The 14,025-nt window shown below is 72.7% G+C and carries 11 protein-coding genes, 3 pseudogenes and 1 riboswitch; of the genes and pseudogenes, 3 read left to right on the top strand and 11 right to left on the bottom strand.

The window, feature by feature from the left end; all coding sequences use genetic code 11:
* Positions 1–80 precede the first annotated feature (80 nt).
* Together FPZ47_RS22945 and FPZ47_RS22940 are read left to right on the top strand one after the other, a co-directional pair.
* Positions 81–455, top strand: a pseudogene (locus tag FPZ47_RS22945) (hypothetical protein); the annotation flags it as partial.
* Between the two features lie 67 nt (positions 456–522).
* Positions 523–1,623, top strand: a pseudogene (locus tag FPZ47_RS22940) (peptidase); the annotation flags it as partial.
* Positions 1,624–1,639: 16 nt separating this feature from the next.
* On the opposite strand, the gene FPZ47_RS22935 reads toward FPZ47_RS22940, so the two are convergent.
* The 6 genes from FPZ47_RS22935 to FPZ47_RS22910 all read right to left on the bottom strand — a co-directional run bounded on the left by FPZ47_RS22935 (position 1,640) and on the right by FPZ47_RS22910 (position 6,657).
* Entirely contained in the window at positions 1,640–2,509 is an 870-nt protein-coding gene (locus tag FPZ47_RS22935; protein ID WP_144955671.1) for an LLM class F420-dependent oxidoreductase, read from the bottom strand.
* A gap of 16 nt (positions 2,510–2,525) precedes the next feature.
* Entirely contained in the window at positions 2,526–2,963 is a 438-nt protein-coding gene (locus tag FPZ47_RS22930; protein WP_144955668.1) for a MarR family winged helix-turn-helix transcriptional regulator, read from the bottom strand.
* A 99-nt stretch (positions 2,964–3,062) separates the two neighbouring features.
* On the bottom strand, positions 3,063–3,692 hold the full coding sequence (locus FPZ47_RS22925) for an alpha/beta hydrolase family protein (RefSeq protein WP_144955665.1): 630 nt from the start codon (positions 3,690–3,692) through the stop codon (positions 3,063–3,065).
* Positions 3,689–4,516: a bifunctional hydroxymethylpyrimidine kinase/phosphomethylpyrimidine kinase gene (gene thiD, locus FPZ47_RS22920; RefSeq protein ID WP_144955662.1), complete on the bottom strand. Its 828-nt coding sequence runs from the start codon at positions 4,514–4,516 to the stop codon at positions 3,689–3,691. The genes FPZ47_RS22925 and thiD overlap by 4 nt, the downstream gene beginning before the upstream one ends.
* A gap of 1 nt (position 4,517) precedes the next feature.
* Positions 4,518–6,161 (bottom strand): phosphomethylpyrimidine synthase ThiC, encoded by a 1,644-nt coding sequence (thiC, locus tag FPZ47_RS22915; RefSeq protein ID WP_144955659.1) that lies wholly within the window; start codon positions 6,159–6,161, stop codon positions 4,518–4,520.
* Positions 6,154–6,264, bottom strand: a riboswitch (TPP riboswitch). (Overlaps the previous gene by 8 nt.)
* 117 nt (positions 6,265–6,381) lie before the next feature.
* Positions 6,382–6,657, bottom strand: a complete 276-nt coding sequence (locus FPZ47_RS22910; RefSeq protein WP_144955657.1) for a hypothetical protein — start codon at positions 6,655–6,657, stop codon at positions 6,382–6,384.
* Between the two features lie 63 nt (positions 6,658–6,720).
* Between FPZ47_RS22910 and FPZ47_RS30765 the strand changes: the two genes are divergently transcribed.
* Positions 6,721–7,005 (top strand): Rv1535 domain-containing protein, encoded by a 285-nt coding sequence (locus tag FPZ47_RS30765; protein ID WP_425461832.1) that lies wholly within the window; start codon positions 6,721–6,723, stop codon positions 7,003–7,005.
* On the opposite strand, the pseudogene FPZ47_RS30760 reads toward FPZ47_RS30765, so the two are convergent.
* The 5 genes and pseudogenes from FPZ47_RS30760 to FPZ47_RS22885 all read right to left on the bottom strand — a co-directional run.
* Positions 6,932–9,361, bottom strand: a pseudogene (locus FPZ47_RS30760) (cation-translocating P-type ATPase); the annotation flags it as partial. The gene FPZ47_RS30765 and the pseudogene FPZ47_RS30760 sit on opposite strands and share 74 nt — an antisense overlap.
* A gap of 1,625 nt (positions 9,362–10,986) precedes the next feature.
* Positions 10,987–11,424 (bottom strand): hypothetical protein, encoded by a 438-nt coding sequence (locus FPZ47_RS22900; protein WP_144955651.1) that lies wholly within the window; start codon positions 11,422–11,424, stop codon positions 10,987–10,989.
* Positions 11,425–11,606: 182 nt separating this feature from the next.
* Positions 11,607–12,413 (bottom strand): exodeoxyribonuclease III, encoded by an 807-nt coding sequence (locus FPZ47_RS22895; RefSeq protein ID WP_144955648.1) that lies wholly within the window; start codon positions 12,411–12,413, stop codon positions 11,607–11,609.
* Positions 12,414–12,415: 2 nt separating this feature from the next.
* Positions 12,416–13,324, bottom strand: coding sequence for an N-acetylglutamate synthase, CG3035 family (locus FPZ47_RS22890; RefSeq protein ID WP_144955645.1), 909 nt, complete (start codon positions 13,322–13,324; stop codon positions 12,416–12,418).
* Positions 13,324–13,917 carry a peptide deformylase gene (locus FPZ47_RS22885; RefSeq protein WP_144955642.1) on the bottom strand — a complete coding sequence of 198 codons (594 nt, stop codon included), beginning with the start codon at positions 13,915–13,917 and terminating at the stop codon, positions 13,324–13,326. The genes FPZ47_RS22890 and FPZ47_RS22885 overlap by 1 nt, the downstream gene beginning before the upstream one ends.
* Positions 13,918–14,025: the final 108 nt, after the last annotated feature.

Below are 14,025 nucleotides of genomic sequence, written 5' to 3'. Positions count from 1 at the left end.
AACACTCCTTCTGCTCCGCCCAACGGCGGTCCGATGATGGACCACCCCGGACTTACACAGATGGAATGACACGCCCCTACTGCAAAACTCATCATTTGGTCAAAACGTTTATGGGCTGGACCGAAAAACAGCTGCCCGACGGCACCTTGATCCTGACCGCCCCGTCCGGGCGCACCTATGTCACCACCCCGGGCAGCGCGCTGCTGTTCCCCAGTTTGGCCCGCGCGGTCGGGGGCTGCCCGGCCCCCGAAATCGACGCCCCGGCAGAGGACTACTGCGCGCCGCGCACCGCGATGATGCCCAAACGCCGGCGCACCCGCAGCCAAGACCGCGCCTACCGGGTGGCGGCCGAACGCCGAAAAAACCGCGAGGCCCGTGCGGCCCGAAAATCCGAAAGCCACGACGACTTCGGACCCGCACCTCCCGCACACGACGACGACCCGCCGCCGTTCTGACTCGCATCGCGGCGGACGGCCCGGATTTGCCGGCGGCCTCTGATTTTGTCGGGCGCTCGTTGATCAAACCTTCAAACCGGTCCGCAAGCTGGTGTCCTACGACTCCGAGAACCCGGACGCCCCGCTCGTGTGCCACAACAGCACCTACCAGCTCGTCAACGCGTTCTTCGCGTCACGGTGCAACCTGATCGCCTGGGACCGCGGGGTTTTCATGCCGGCCGCGCAACGCTATTTCGGCCCGATGCTGGTGACCGGCGCGGACCCCACCCTCGTGCGTGAGCAGCAGGCGGACTGCTTCGCCGGGGTGTACCTGTTCTGGGTCGCCGACGGCAGATCGCCGCGCTTCACCCTGAGCAGCGCCGACGGCCTCGACCACGTGCTGGCCGCGGTTATCAGCACCCGCGACCCGGTCCTCGAGCCCGGCAGCGAGAACGACGACGAACACGGTTCTGCACTGGACCGGATCAGCGCGTTCCAGATGGGGTTCATCAGCGGCACCCCGGCCTGTACCGGCATCAACGCCAAGGAGATGGAGCGGCGCCGCGGCGACCTGCCGACGGCGCTGCGGCCCGGCGACAGCGGAAACCCGGAGACCGGCGAGGTCCCGATCGACCCCGACACCCTGTCGATGCTGATGGCACTGTTGGGCAACGTGTTCGCGCCCCGCAAGGCGCCCACGTTGGCCTACCGGCCCGCCGGCTGCGCCGACGCGAGGCCGAGCCTGCCGGCGTCCTACTGCCCGGCCAGCAACACCATCGTGGTGGACCTGCCCGCGCTCGCCTCGATGGCGAAGGTCGAAGACCAGCGGCAGCACGCGCTGCCGCAGGGCGACGACACCGCGCTGTCCATCGTGATGTCGCGATACGCGCTGGCGGTGCAGCGCGAACGCGGCCTGCCGATGCACAGCCCGTGGACGGCGCTGCGGACGGCATGCCTGACCGGCGTGGTGCACCGCAGGATGGCCGAGCCCGTCGACCCGTCCGCGCGGCACCAACTGCTGCTGAACGCCGGCGATCTCGACGAGGCGGTCGCCGGCCTGCTGACGAATCACCTGTTCGCCAGCGACGCCGACGGCGCCGGCGTGCCAGCCGGTTTCACCCGGATCGCCGCGTTCCGCGGGGGCGTGGTCGGCGACATGGACGCGTGCTACTCCCGCTACCCTGGCTGACGGAAAGCCCTGTGGATCAGCCGATTTCGCCGAGTCGGGGGATCAACTCGTCACCGAGGCGGCGGATGAAGCCGACCGGGTCCGGGTTGCCGGGCAGCGGACCCGCGTTGATCATCCCGATGCCGAGCGCGGCGTAGCGTTCGACCGTCCGCAGGTACTCGTCGGGGGCGGCGAACGGATCGGCCGGAACGCCGACCGTCTTGCGGATCTCGGCGGGGTCCCTGCCGACCGCGTCGCAGTGCCGGTGCAAGACGTCGACCTTGTGCTGCAACTCGCCGGGATCGCTGGTCGTGCTGTTCCAGACGTCGGCGTACTGCGCCACCAGGCGCAGCGTCTTGCGCTCCCCGTCGCCGCCGATCAGCACGGGGGGCCGCCGAATCGGCTGCGGCACACAGATGGTCTCGGCCAGCCGGTAATGCTCGCCGTCGTAGGGCCCGTTGTCGTCGCTCCACATCTGGGCGCAGATCTGCAACGTCTCCTCCAGCATCTCGAAGCGCGCGCTCAGCGGCGGATACGGGATGCCCAGGGCGGTGTGCTCGCGGTCGTACCACGCCGCGCCCAGGCCCAGCAGCGAGCGGCCGCCGGACAGCACGTCCAGGGTGGTGACCGCCTTGGCCAGCAGGCCGGGATAGCGGTAGGTGACGCCGGTGACCAGCAGCCCCAGCTCGATCGTCGACGTACGGCCGGCCAGAAAGCCCAGGGAGGTGTACCCCTCCAGGAACGGGTCGTCGGCGCGTCCGACGTTCTCCATCTGGAACAGGTGGTCGGCCAGGGTGAACAACGTCGCGCCGCCATGTTCGGCGGCCCTGGCCGCTTCGGCCAGCGTGGGACCCAGGGCCGCGGGGTCGCCCGGTAGAAAGTCGATGAAATGCACTCCCAATTCCATTGCTGCTAATTCCCTTTCATGACTCGGTCAAGCGCTCCAGCAGCGACAACGCGTCGAGGATGACGCGGCGTTCGCGTTCGGTGTAGCGCTCCTGCATGGTGCGCGCCAGCCACTCCTCCCGGGCCTGGCGGTCGCTGGCGGCCCGCTCGCGGCCCGCCTCGGTCAGCGAGATGACCTGGCGCCGGCCATCTTCGGGATCCGGGGATCGCTCGATGAGCCCGCGCCGGCCGAGGGCGGCGACGATGGCGGCCATCGACTGGGGCCGGATCCGCTCGGCGCCGGCCAACACGCCGGCCGACGACGGGCCCTCCTTCCACAGCCGGATGAGCACCGCCGTCTGGGACGGCGTCAGGTCGCCGTCGACCGCGACCTCGCGCAGTCTGCGCCGCAGCCGGCCGATCACCACGCGGAGGTCGCGCGCGGCCGCCGCCGCGGACTCGCCGGCACCGTCCATGCCACCAAGGCTAATTTAGTCAGTCAAAACTGTCCAGTCTTGACTGACTAAATCCCGAGAGCGACACGCCCAGATCGCCGCGTTCGGCGCGCTAGCCGCTCAGGCCAGCAGCCGCCGGGCAGCGTCGACCGCGAGCGCGGGCACGTCGAGGGTCTTCGAGTGCAGGTCGTGGCGCGCGCCGGTGACCTCGACGACCGCGGTCGGCGCGGCGATGAGCGCCGCGGCGGCGCGCAGCTCGGCGATGGTGCCGAAGGGGTCCGACGTCCCGTGGGTGAACACGGTGGGCACCGCGATCTGCGGCAGATGTTCGGTGCGGGCGCGTTCCGGCTTGCCCGGCGGGTGCACCGGGTAGGAGAACAGCGTCAGCAGGTCCACTTCGACGGGCGAAGCCTCGCCCGCGGCCACCACCACCATCGACGTCTGCCGGCCGCCGTAGGAGTGCCCGCCGGCGACCAGCGGGCCCGCGGCCAGGCCGCGGCACAGCGTGATCGCCTCGACGATCCCGGCGCGGTCGGCGGCCGCCGCGCCGGACGGGGGACCGGTGGGCCGGCGCCGGCGGTAGGGCAGGTCGTAGCGCACCGCCAGCCAGCCGCGCCGCGCCCATTCGTCGCAAACCCGTTGCAGCAAAGGCGAATCCCGGTTGCCACCGGCGCCGTGGGTCAGCACCACGACGCCGCACGGGTTCCCGGCAGGTGCGTGCGCGACGCCGGCGATCGAATCCAGGTTCATGACAGCCGGAAAAGCGGGGACACGGGGCCGTGGCCGTGGCCCAGCGGATAGGCGGCGCGCAGGCATGCGGTGACCCACCGCTTGCCGAAGCCGACCGCGTCCGGGACGGTGAACCCGTGCGCCAGCGCGCACGCGATCGCGGCCGCCAGCGTGTCGCCGCCGCCGTGGTCGTTGCCGGTGGGCACGCGCCCGGCGTCGAACTCGCGAAAATCGGCGCCGTCATAGAGCAGGTCGCGGCTGCGCCCCGACGACCGCAGGTGCCCGCCCTTGACCAGCACCCACCGCGGGCCCAGCGCATGCAGCGCCGTGGCCGCCGTGCGCTGCGACTCCTCGTCGACCACGTCGACGCCCACCAGCAGCCGCACCTCGTCGAGGTTGGGGGTCACCAGCGTGGCCAGCGGGAACAGTTGCCCGCGAAGCGAATCCAGCGCCGCGGGCGCCAGCAGCGGGTCGCCGTGCATGGAGGCGCACACCGGGTCGACGACGAGCGGGACCCTCAGCTGCAGCCGGCGCCAGGTGGCGGCCACCGTCGCGACGATATCCGCCGAGGCCAGCATCCCGGTCTTGGCGGCCTGAATCCCGATGTCGGTGACCACGGACTCCATCTGCCCGGCGACGACGTCAACGGGCACCGCGTGAAAGTCGTCGACCCCCAGCGTGTTTTGCACGGTGACCGCGGTGACCGCGACGCAGGCGTGCACGCCGAGCAGCGCGATGGTACGCAGATCGGCCTCGATGCCCGCGCCGCCCCCGGAGTCCGATCCCGCGATGGTCAGCACGCGGCGCGGGGTGGTTCCCGACGCCGGCAGCGGCAGATAGTCCACGTCACTGCGTGATCGGCAGATACACCTGCTTGCCGTGCTCGGCGAACTCGCGGGACTTCGCGGCCATGCCGTCGGCCAGCATGGCCTCGATGTCCTCTTCGGTCTCCAGGCCGTGCTCGGCGGCGAAGTCCCGGACGTCCTGGGTGATGCGCATCGAGCAGAACTTCGGGCCGCACATGGAGCAGAAGTGCGCGGTCTTGGCCGGTTCGGCCGGCAGCGTCTCGTCGTGGTACTCGCGTGCGGTGTCGGGGTCCAGCGACAGCGCGAACTGGTCGTTCCAGCGGAACTCGAAGCGCGCCTTGCTCAATGCGTCGTCGCGCTCCTGGGCGCGGGGATGGCCCTTGGCCAGGTCGGCCGAGTGCGCGGCGATCTTGTAGGCGATGACGCCGTCCTTGACGTCTTTGCGGTCCGGCAGCCCGAGGTGTTCCTTGGGTGTCACGTAGCACAGCATCGCGGTGCCGGCCGAGGCGATGATCGCCGCGCCGATCGCGGAGGTGATGTGGTCGTAGGCCGGCGCGATGTCGGTGGCCAGCGGGCCCAGCGTGTAGAACGGGGCCTCCTCGCACAGCTCCTCTTCCAGCCGCACGTTCTCGACGATCTTGTGCATCGGAACGTGGCCGGGGCCTTCGATCATCACTTGCGCACCATGGGATTTCGCGATCGTGGTGAGCTCGCCGAGGGTGCGCAACTCGGCGAACTGCGCGGCGTCATTGGCGTCGGCGATCGAGCCGGGCCGCAGCCCGTCGCCCAGGGAGAAGGTGACGTCGTAGCGCGCGAAGATGTCGCAGAGTTCTTCGAAGTTGGTGTACAGGAACGACTCCCGGTGATGGGCCAGGCACCACGCCGCCATGATCGAGCCGCCGCGGGACACGATCCCGGTGACCCGCTTGGCGGTCAGCGGCACGTACCGCAGCAGCACGCCGGCGTGCACGGTCATGTAGTCCACGCCCTGCTCGCACTGCTCGAGCACGGTGTCGCGGTAGATCTCCCAGGTCAGCTCGGTCGGGTCGCCGTTGACCTTTTCCAGCGCCTGATAGATCGGCACCGTGCCGACGGGCACGGGGGAGTTGCGCAGGATCCACTCGCGGGTCTCGTGGATGTTCTTGCCGGTGGACAGGTCCATGATGGTGTCCGCACCCCAGCGGGTGGCCCACACCATCTTGTCGACCTCCTCGGCGATCGAACTGGTCACCGCCGAGTTGCCGATGTTGGCGTTCACCTTCACCGCGAACGCCTTGCCGATGATCATCGGCTCGCTCTCGGGGTGGTTGTGGTTGGCCGGGATCACCGCGCGGCCGCGGGCGACCTCGTCGCGCACCAGTTCGGCGGGCATGCCCTCGCGGGCGGCGATGAACGCCATCTCCGCGGTGATCTCGCCGGCGCGGGCCCGCTGCAGCTGGGTGCCGCGGTCGCGCACCACGCCGGGACGCGCGGGCAGGCCGGCCGCCAGGTCGATCGCCGCGGCGGGATCGGTGTAGGGCCCGGAGGTGTCGTAGAGGTCGAAGTGATCCCCGGTGGACAGGTTGACCCGCCGGAACGGAACCCGCAGCGCGGCCCCGCCGTCGGGCCCCGCCACGTCGCGATAGGCCTTGCCGCTGCCGGCGATGGGACCGGTGGTCACGGACGGTTCGATGGTTGTGGTCATCCTGTCATCTCCCTACGCCGGCATTACCCGGTCAGGTTCGTACGGTCGACGGCCCCGAGCCGTCCTCTCAGCGCACTGGTCGTGCGCTCCCGCGGTGTGTCCTGTTGATCGACCCTGAAGCGAGGCTACCCCCGCCCGGACCCGTCCGGCACGCGGGCGGCTGGTCGGGCTCCGCGCGCAGCGGGGGAGCTGTCCGCACCCCCGCGGGCACCCGGGTTGGTCAGGCCTCCTCCATCGCCTCGCCGAGTTCCTCCAGCAGCCGGTTGTGGTGGTTGCTCGCCACGATGTGGCCGGCGGCGATGACGAGGGCCACCGGCCAGTCGATGAGCTCGAAGGCGGCCAGGGCGGCCAGGCCGCCGTAGTAGGCCAGCTGTTCGGGTCGCGGGATCTCGACCTGCCCCACCATCGGTAAATTCACGACGAACGTCTCGCCCTCGCGGATCTTCTGCACCGCCTCGTGTTGCGACATTCCCCGGCGCGCCTTCTTTTCCGCCATCGTTTGCCTTTCTGTAACGAGGGGTTTCCCGCCCCGCCCGGTCACCCGGCCACCGTCGGTGTCATGTCGACGCCCGAGACCCCGGCCGACCCGCTGGTTGCACCGGTCGCTTGGGTGCTCGCCGTGCCCCTGAGGCATTTCTACGCGTTGTTGTGGCGCGCGGGGGTTGTGGAGATTGTCCAGACCGAACCGGCACGTCGTCAATCGGCTGCGGCTGGGTGCCCGGACTGCCCCATTTCTCCGCGACACCGTTCGCCACGGCCAGGGCGACCGTCGCGGCAGCGGCGGTTCCCAGAGCCTGCGCCCATCCGAGCGGATCCAGCGGAGTGCAGCCGAGCAGTTGGCTGACCACCGGGATGCTGATCAGGGTCGCCATCGTGGCCATCGACCCGACCGTGGTGAGCACGACCAGCGGGGCGTGAGAATCCAGCAGCGTCTGCCCCAGCTCGGCGCCCACCAGGGCCACCAGGGCGACGGTGGAGGCGCGCCGCGGCAGGCCCGTGACCCCGGCCATCGCCCACGCCGCCGTCGCCGCGGCGGCCGTGGTGGTGCCGCGGATGGCGACGGCGCGCCGCAGCGCGGGCTGGTCCGGGCCGCGTAGGCCGGGGTTGACGGGGCCCCTGGGCTTGCTGACGGCGAGCGCCGCGGCCGGCAGCGCGTCGGTCATCATGTTCACCAGCAGCAGCTGCCGGGTGTTCAGCGGCGAGGTGCCCGTCAGCGCGCTGCCGATGATCGCGAAGAGCACCTCGCCGGCGTTGCCGCCGAGCAGCACCGAGACCGCCGACTGCACCCGCTGCCAGAGTTGGCGTCCCTCCTCGATGGCGTGCACCAGGGCCCCGATGCGGGCGTCGACCAGCACCACGTCGGCCGCCAGGTGCGCCGGGTCGCTGCCGCCGGCGACGACGCCGATGCCGACGGTGGCGGCGCGGATCGCGGCCGCGTCGTTGGAACCGTCGCCGACCATCGCGCACAGCACGCCGGCGGCTTCCAGCGTCCGCACGACCTGGACCTTGTTCTCCGGTGTCATCCGCGCGAAAATCACCCGCTCGGTCACGACGCGTTCCCGGTCCTTGCGCGACAGCGAGTCCCATTCGGCACCGCTGATCACCTGGTCGGCGGTCACCGGCAGCCCCAGTTCGCCGGCGATGGCCGCGGCGGTGACCGGGTGGTCGCCGGTGATGAGCTTGACGCCCACCTGCCGGCGCCGCAGTTGGGCCAGCAGTTCCGCGGCTTCGGCGCGCGGGGTGTCGGACAGGCCGAGGAACCCGGCCAGGGTCAATCCGTGCGTGCAGAGTTCGGCGATGCCGTCGGGGTCGTCGCGGATCCGCCGGGCCTGCTGCGGGCTGAGCTCCCGCCGCCCCACCGCGATGACCCGCAGCCCGCGCGCGGCCAGCTCACCGACCGTGTGCTCGGGGGCCGCGGCGCCGCAGGCGGCCAGCACGACCTCGGGCGCCCCCTTGACGGTGAGCTCGTCATCGGTGACCGAGGCCGAGAACGACCTGCCCGACCGGAACGGCAGGTGCGCGCCGGGCTGCGGCACGGCCGTCGGGACCCCGAGAGCTTCGGCGGCCGCCGCCACGATGGCGGCGTCGGTGGCGTGCACGTGCGGGTCGCCGTTCGATACCGGCGCGGCGTGCGCGGCGCAGCGCAGGACCTCCTCGCGCGAGTGTCCCGGCGCCGGGTGGACCTCCGCGACCCGCAGGCGGTTCTCGCTGAGCGTCCCGGTCTTGTCGAAACAGACCACGTCGATGCGGCCCAGCGCCTCCACCGAGCGCGGCACCCGGACCAGCGCGCCGAACCTCGTCAGGCGCCGCGCCGACGCCGACTGCGCGAGCGTCGCCACCAGCGGCATGCCCTCGGGGACCGCGGCCACGGCGATCGCGATGCCACTGGCCACCGCCTCGCGCAGGGCCGCGCGCCGCAGCATGCCCAGCGCGCCGACCAGGGCGCCGCCGGTGACGCTGACCGGGAAGGCCCGGTTGGTGAGCTGGCTGAGCTGGTGCTGCAGGCCCACCTCGGAAGACGGGTCGGCGGACACCAGCTCGGCGGCCCGGCGCTCCCGGGTGTCGGCACCGACGGCGGTCACGACGGCGAGCGCGGTGCCCGCCACCAGTGTGGTGCCGGCGTAGAGCATGCAGCGGCGCTCGGCGAGGTCGGCGCCGGGCGTGGCCTCGACCTGCTTGTCCACCGACAGCGACTCACCGGTCAGCGTCGACTCGTCGACCTCGACGTCGACCTCCTCGACGATCCGGGCGTCGGCGGGCACCACCTCGTGCGTGCGGACCTCGATCAGGTCGCCGGGCTGCAGCTGCGCGGCGATGACGTCAACGTGGGCCCGCTGCCCGTCCGGCCGCGTCACCACCTTGCGGGCGGGCGGAATCTGTTGCGCCAGCAGGCGGTTCAGGCGGTTCTCGGCGCGCAGCCGCTGGCTGGCCGCCAGCATCGAGTTCGCGGCCAGCACCGAGAAGACCAGCACCGCGTCGACGGGCGAGCCGAGCACCGCGCTGGCCGCCGAGCCCAGCGCCAGCACGGGCGTCAGCGGGTCGGTCAACTCGGCCCGGACGGCGTCGAGGAACTGCAGGAACGCGCGCGCCGGGGTGTCGGGCTGCGCGGCGCCGATGGCGGCCGGCGCGAGCCGGCCCGGCTCGCCGGCCGGCTCCGACTCGGGGGCGGGCAGCAGCGCGCGGACCTGCTCGACCGGCATCGCGTGCCAGTCGTGCACCGATCCGGGGCGGGGCGCCTCGGCGCGGACGACTCCGCGTGCCAGCAGGTACCCCGACAGCAGCCCCGCCGCCGCGCCGGTGTTGATCGGGCCGGGCCCCAGGCCCCGCACGCCGGGGATCATCAGCAGGGACCCCATGGCCGTCGCGCCGGCCGATATCCTGGCGCCGCGCCGGGTGGCGACCCTGGCCGCAGGCAGGGCGCGCAGCACCCGCCACGCGGCCGCCAGGTCGGGCAGCAGCAGGTCGGCCCCCCAGGGCGGGGGATCGGTGTCCCGTCGCGGCAGCAGGCCCAGCGCCACGTCGGCCGAGGCCGGCGCGCGGCCCTGCGGCGCGGACAGCACCGCCACCGTGCGGCCCGCGCGTTGCAGGTCGGCGACCGTCGCGGCGAGCGCGTCGTCGAGGGATCGGTCGCCCGGTGGCCGGAGGTCGTCGAACGCCTGCCGCAACTCGCCCAGGGAATCGACGTCGACCGACACCAGGTCGGCCGCCGACCGGTGCGCCTCGGCGACCACCGCCGACGCCAGCGGATCGTGCGCCGGACGCACCAGTGCCTCGACGATGGAATCGGGCTGGAGGGCCGAGACCCCGGGGACCGGGTGCCAGCCCGGCTCCAGGCCGTCCCCGGCCAGGACGAGCTGGGCGCGGCCCCACGCCGCGGGCAGCTCGTCCTGCGCGGCGCCGCGGACGCGCACCACCTGCAGGCCGCTGGTGCACAGCGCCCGGGGGTCGATGACGATCGCGTCGACCCGGTCCAGGAGGCGCAGGGCGTCCGGCCGCAGCGTCAGCACCGCGTGCCGATCGGCCAGCCCCTGCCCGAGCGCCGCGGCGAAGGCCTCGGGCGTGGTGCGCGTCGCCTTGGGCGTGGTCACGAGCACCGCGGTCGCGGCCATGTGCACGCTGCGGGTGGTGGCGCCGATCAGACCGGCGCTGACGGCCTGCATCAGCGCGAAACCGCGGGCCGTGCCGTCCAGGGGCCTGACGGGCCGCGCCGGCCGGGCGGCCATCGCGGTATCCGGGTCGGCGCGGCGCGTCAGTTGGGCTTCGTGCCGGCGCCGGACCCGCGCCTGGGCGCGGCTTTCGGCGGCCCGCAGCGACTGCATGAGCAGGCCCACCGACAACGCCCCCGGGGACTGCGTGGCGGTCTCGGCGGCGACCGCGGCCAGCGTCAGCGCGGTGTCCGTCGCGGGCCGGCCGACGGCGTTCTCGATCAGCCGCCGCAGCCAGGGCTGGTAGTCCACCGCGACGGCGCCCGCCAGCACCGCGATCGGCGCCCGCGGCCAGTGCAGGGCGCGGCCGGTCAGCGCGATGCCCAGCCCGGCCGCGTTGGCGGCCACGGTGACCGCCCTGATCACCGGCACCGCCCCGGCACCGGGCGGCCCCACGGCGGGGGCCGCGGCGCCGGCGGGTGTCGGCCGGGGCAGGTCGCCGGAGATCGCCCGGGCGCCCTCACGCAGCGGGATGGCCGCGATGTTCAGGGAGGCGCCGACCAGCGCGGTGGTGCTCTGGACCCCGGCGGCCACAACGCGCAGCGGTATTCGGATGGACGACGCGGCAATACTCAAGGGCTGCTCAAGGGCTGCTCAAGGGGCTGCTCGAGGGGTCCCGGCTAGTTGGTGCTGCGCAGCTCGCCGGCGCCGGCCCGGCGCCCGGCCGTCTTCTTGGCCGCCGGCTTGGCGGCCTTCTGGGGCACCGCCTTGTCGGCCGAGGCGTCCGTCGGCACCGGCGTCAGGTTCGCCTTCGCCGGGGGCGGTTCGGGCTTGCGATGCATCCGGTGCAGCAGCAGCGCACCCCCGCCCACCGCCAGCAGCACCGGCCACTCGACCAGGCCGGCCACCCCGAGAGCACCGATGGCCAGCGCCGCCGCCGGTGTGGAGCGGCTGCCTGAGCTGACGCCGCGCTTGATGCCCTCGGCGGCACCCGCGACACCGCCGACGATCCCGTTCACCGCCGCGCCACCCACGGCGCCCGCGGCGGCGGTGGCCGCGTCGGCCGCACGGTTGACGGTGGTGCCCACGCTTCGGACTGCTCCGCCGACGACACTCATGATGGCTCCTGATCTCTGGTCGTCCTCGCGGCGACCGGTTGACGTCGCCTGTACACCCGTTGAACGGAAAGTAGACAGCGGCACCGAAATTTTACCTCTATCGTCCCAAACACAAGCCTGCCACGCTACGTGTGCGCATGACAACGAGTGGCCGGGCGCGAATTCACCGCCTTGTCGCAGCCTCAGTCGTCGCGCAAATCCACCAGCACCGGTGCGTGGTCGCTGGGCGCTTTGCCTTTGCGTTCCTCGCGGACGATCTCCGCGGCGCTCACCCGGCCCGCCAACGCCGGCGAGGCGAGGATGAAGTCGATGCGCATGCCCTGCCTCTTGGGAAATCGCAGCTGCGTGTAGTCCCAGTAGGTGTAAACCCCGGGTCCGGGCGTGAAGGGCCGGACGACGTCGGTGAATTGCGCGTCGAGGATGGCCTGGAAGGCCCGGCGCTCGGGTTCGGAGACGTGGGTGGCGCCGGCGAAGAATTCGGGGCTCCAGACATCGTCGTCGGTGGGGGCGATATTCCAGTCGCCCACCAGAGCGATCTGCGCCGCGGGGTCGTCGCGCAGCCAGCCCGCCGCCGCGTCGCGCAGCGCGGCGAGCCAGTCCAGCTTGTAGGCGTAATGCGGATCGCCCACGGCGCGGCCGTTGGGCACGTAGAGGCTCCACACCCGCACCCCGGCGCAGGTGGCGCCCAGCGCACGGGCTTCCGGGGCGGGGTCCGCCCCGGGCTTGGCGCTCCAGCCGGGCTGCCCGTCGAAGCCGACCCGGACGTCGTGCAGGCCGACGCGCGACGCGATCGCCACGCCGTTCCACTGGTTGAAGCCGACGTGGGCGACCTCGTAGCCGAGTTCGAGGAACGGCAGGGTCGGGAACTGGTTGTCGGTGCACTTGGTCTCCTGCATGGCCAGCACGTCGACGTCGGCGCGGGCCAGCCAGTCCACGACGCGGTCCAGGCGGGTGCGAATGGAGTTCACGTTCCAGGTGGCCAGCCGCATGGCTAGACGGTAGCGCCGCCGGGGGCGCGGGCCGGGAAGTACCGGCGGCGGTGGTGCGGCCGGAAGCCCAGTGCGCCGGCCACGGACCGCCCGGCCGCGTCGCCGTCGGCGACCGCGACGTAGCCGCGGGTCGCGCCGCGGCTCGCGGCCCAGGCCAGCAGGGCTTCGCACACCCGGTGGCCGGCGGCCGGGTCGCCGGCGTCGGGCACCCACAGGCCCACCCACCGGGTGCCGTCGGGGGCGTCGGTCACCGCGGCGCGGGCCGCCGCCGCGCCCGGCCGCACGCCGAACCGCAACTCGCCGGCGGTGACGGCGGTGAGCGTGTCGAGAGGGGGGCCGAACCGGGACGTCTGCAGCCAGGCGTCGTCCGGCCGGGCCGAGAGGGTGACCGACGCGAGCGGTCCGCCGGTGGCCATGCCGGAGACGTCGCGTACCAGAACTTCCTCGGTGTGTTCGGCCGCCACCCCGGGCGGCGGCGACAGCAAGCGGTCGGGGATCAGCAGCCGCGGTGTCAGGCCACGGCGCCGGTACCAGTCGGAGATCGCGGCCAGGGCGCTCGCCTGAGCTGAAATATCCAGCGGCACAGCAGAATTAGGTTCGAGTCCGGCGCCGGGTGCGGCCCGCAGCAGCCAGCCGTCCCGCCACGTGTGCTCGACGCCGGGCCAGGCCCGCGCGGCCGCGTGCTCGAGGGCGCGAATCTGGGACGTGCGTACCGGTGCGTCGGTCAGCACCCGCAGCGCCACGACGCGCTCGGGCGCGAACTCGACGACCGCGCCGGACTTCGTCCGCACGCGCACCACCGGTTCGACCGCCAGCAGGTGTCCCACCACGTCGGTCAGCGGCGGGACCGATCCGCCGGCGCGCCGGTAGCGCACCGTCACCCGCGTGCCGGGCTCTGGCCACCCCGTCATCAGTGACCGAACGGATCCGGCCCCTCGCCCGGCAGCCACGACAGGCCGGGCACGCCCCAGCCGTGGGCCTTGACGGCCCGCTTGGCGCCGCGGGCGTACCGGCCGACGAGGCGGTCCAGGTACAGGAAGCCGTCGAGATGCCCCGTTTCGTGCTGCAGCATCCGCGCGAACAGGCCGGTGCCCTCGATCGCGACCGGATTGCCCTCGGCGTCCAGGCCGGTCACCTTCGCCCACTTCGCCCGGCCGGTGGGAAACGACTCGCCGGGGACCGACAGGCAGCCTTCGTCGTCGGCCTCCGGGTCCGGCATGGTCTCGGGCACCTCGGAGGTTTCCAGCACCGGATTGACGACCACGCCGCGGCGGCGGTCGGCGATCCCGCGGTCGTCGGCGCAGTCGTAGACGAAAACCCGCAGCCCGTAGCCGATCTGGTTGGCGGCGAGGCCCACGCCGTGCGCGGCGTCCATGGTGTCGTACATCGTGGCGATCAGCTCGGCCAGCTCGGCCGGCAGCGAGCCGTCGGCGGCGACCGGCACGGGCTCCGTCGGTGTGTGCAACACCGGGTCCCCCACGATGCGGATCGGTACGACTGCCATGGTCGGCTAGCTTAGGCGTGCCGCCGATACGGGCCGAAACGACCCGAGGTGGGGGCACCTCCCCGCCGCGCAGCGGTGAGGGGGCAAGTCGCGCGATCGGGCCGGGCG

The sequence above is a fragment of the Mycobacterium helveticum genome (genome assembly GCF_007714205.1).
Taxonomy (GTDB): domain Bacteria; phylum Actinomycetota; class Actinomycetes; order Mycobacteriales; family Mycobacteriaceae; genus Mycobacterium; species Mycobacterium helveticum.
This window is presented reverse-complemented; position numbering and strand designations above follow the sequence as displayed.

Excerpts from the sequence above, each read along its gene's own strand:
- FPZ47_RS22935 (WP_144955671.1), bottom strand. The coding sequence starts at position 2,509 with ATGGAATTGGGAGTGCATTTCATCGACTTTCTACCGGGCGACCCCGCG.
- FPZ47_RS22930 (WP_144955668.1), bottom strand. The coding sequence starts at position 2,963 with ATGGACGGTGCCGGCGAGTCCGCGGCGGCGGCCGCGCGCGACCTCCGC.
- FPZ47_RS22925 (WP_144955665.1), bottom strand. The coding sequence starts at position 3,692 with ATGAACCTGGATTCGATCGCCGGCGTCGCGCACGCACCTGCCGGGAAC.
- thiC (WP_144955659.1), bottom strand. The coding sequence starts at position 6,161 with ATGACCACAACCATCGAACCGTCCGTGACCACCGGTCCCATCGCCGGC.
- FPZ47_RS22910 (WP_144955657.1), bottom strand. The coding sequence starts at position 6,657 with ATGGCGGAAAAGAAGGCGCGCCGGGGAATGTCGCAACACGAGGCGGTG.
- FPZ47_RS30765 (WP_425461832.1), top strand. The coding sequence starts at position 6,721 with ATGTCGACGCCCGAGACCCCGGCCGACCCGCTGGTTGCACCGGTCGCT.
- FPZ47_RS22900 (WP_144955651.1), bottom strand. The coding sequence starts at position 11,424 with ATGAGTGTCGTCGGCGGAGCAGTCCGAAGCGTGGGCACCACCGTCAAC.
- FPZ47_RS22895 (WP_144955648.1), bottom strand. The coding sequence starts at position 12,413 with ATGCGGCTGGCCACCTGGAACGTGAACTCCATTCGCACCCGCCTGGAC.
- FPZ47_RS22890 (WP_144955645.1), bottom strand. The coding sequence starts at position 13,324 with ATGACGGGGTGGCCAGAGCCCGGCACGCGGGTGACGGTGCGCTACCGG.
- FPZ47_RS22885 (WP_144955642.1), bottom strand. The coding sequence starts at position 13,917 with ATGGCAGTCGTACCGATCCGCATCGTGGGGGACCCGGTGTTGCACACA.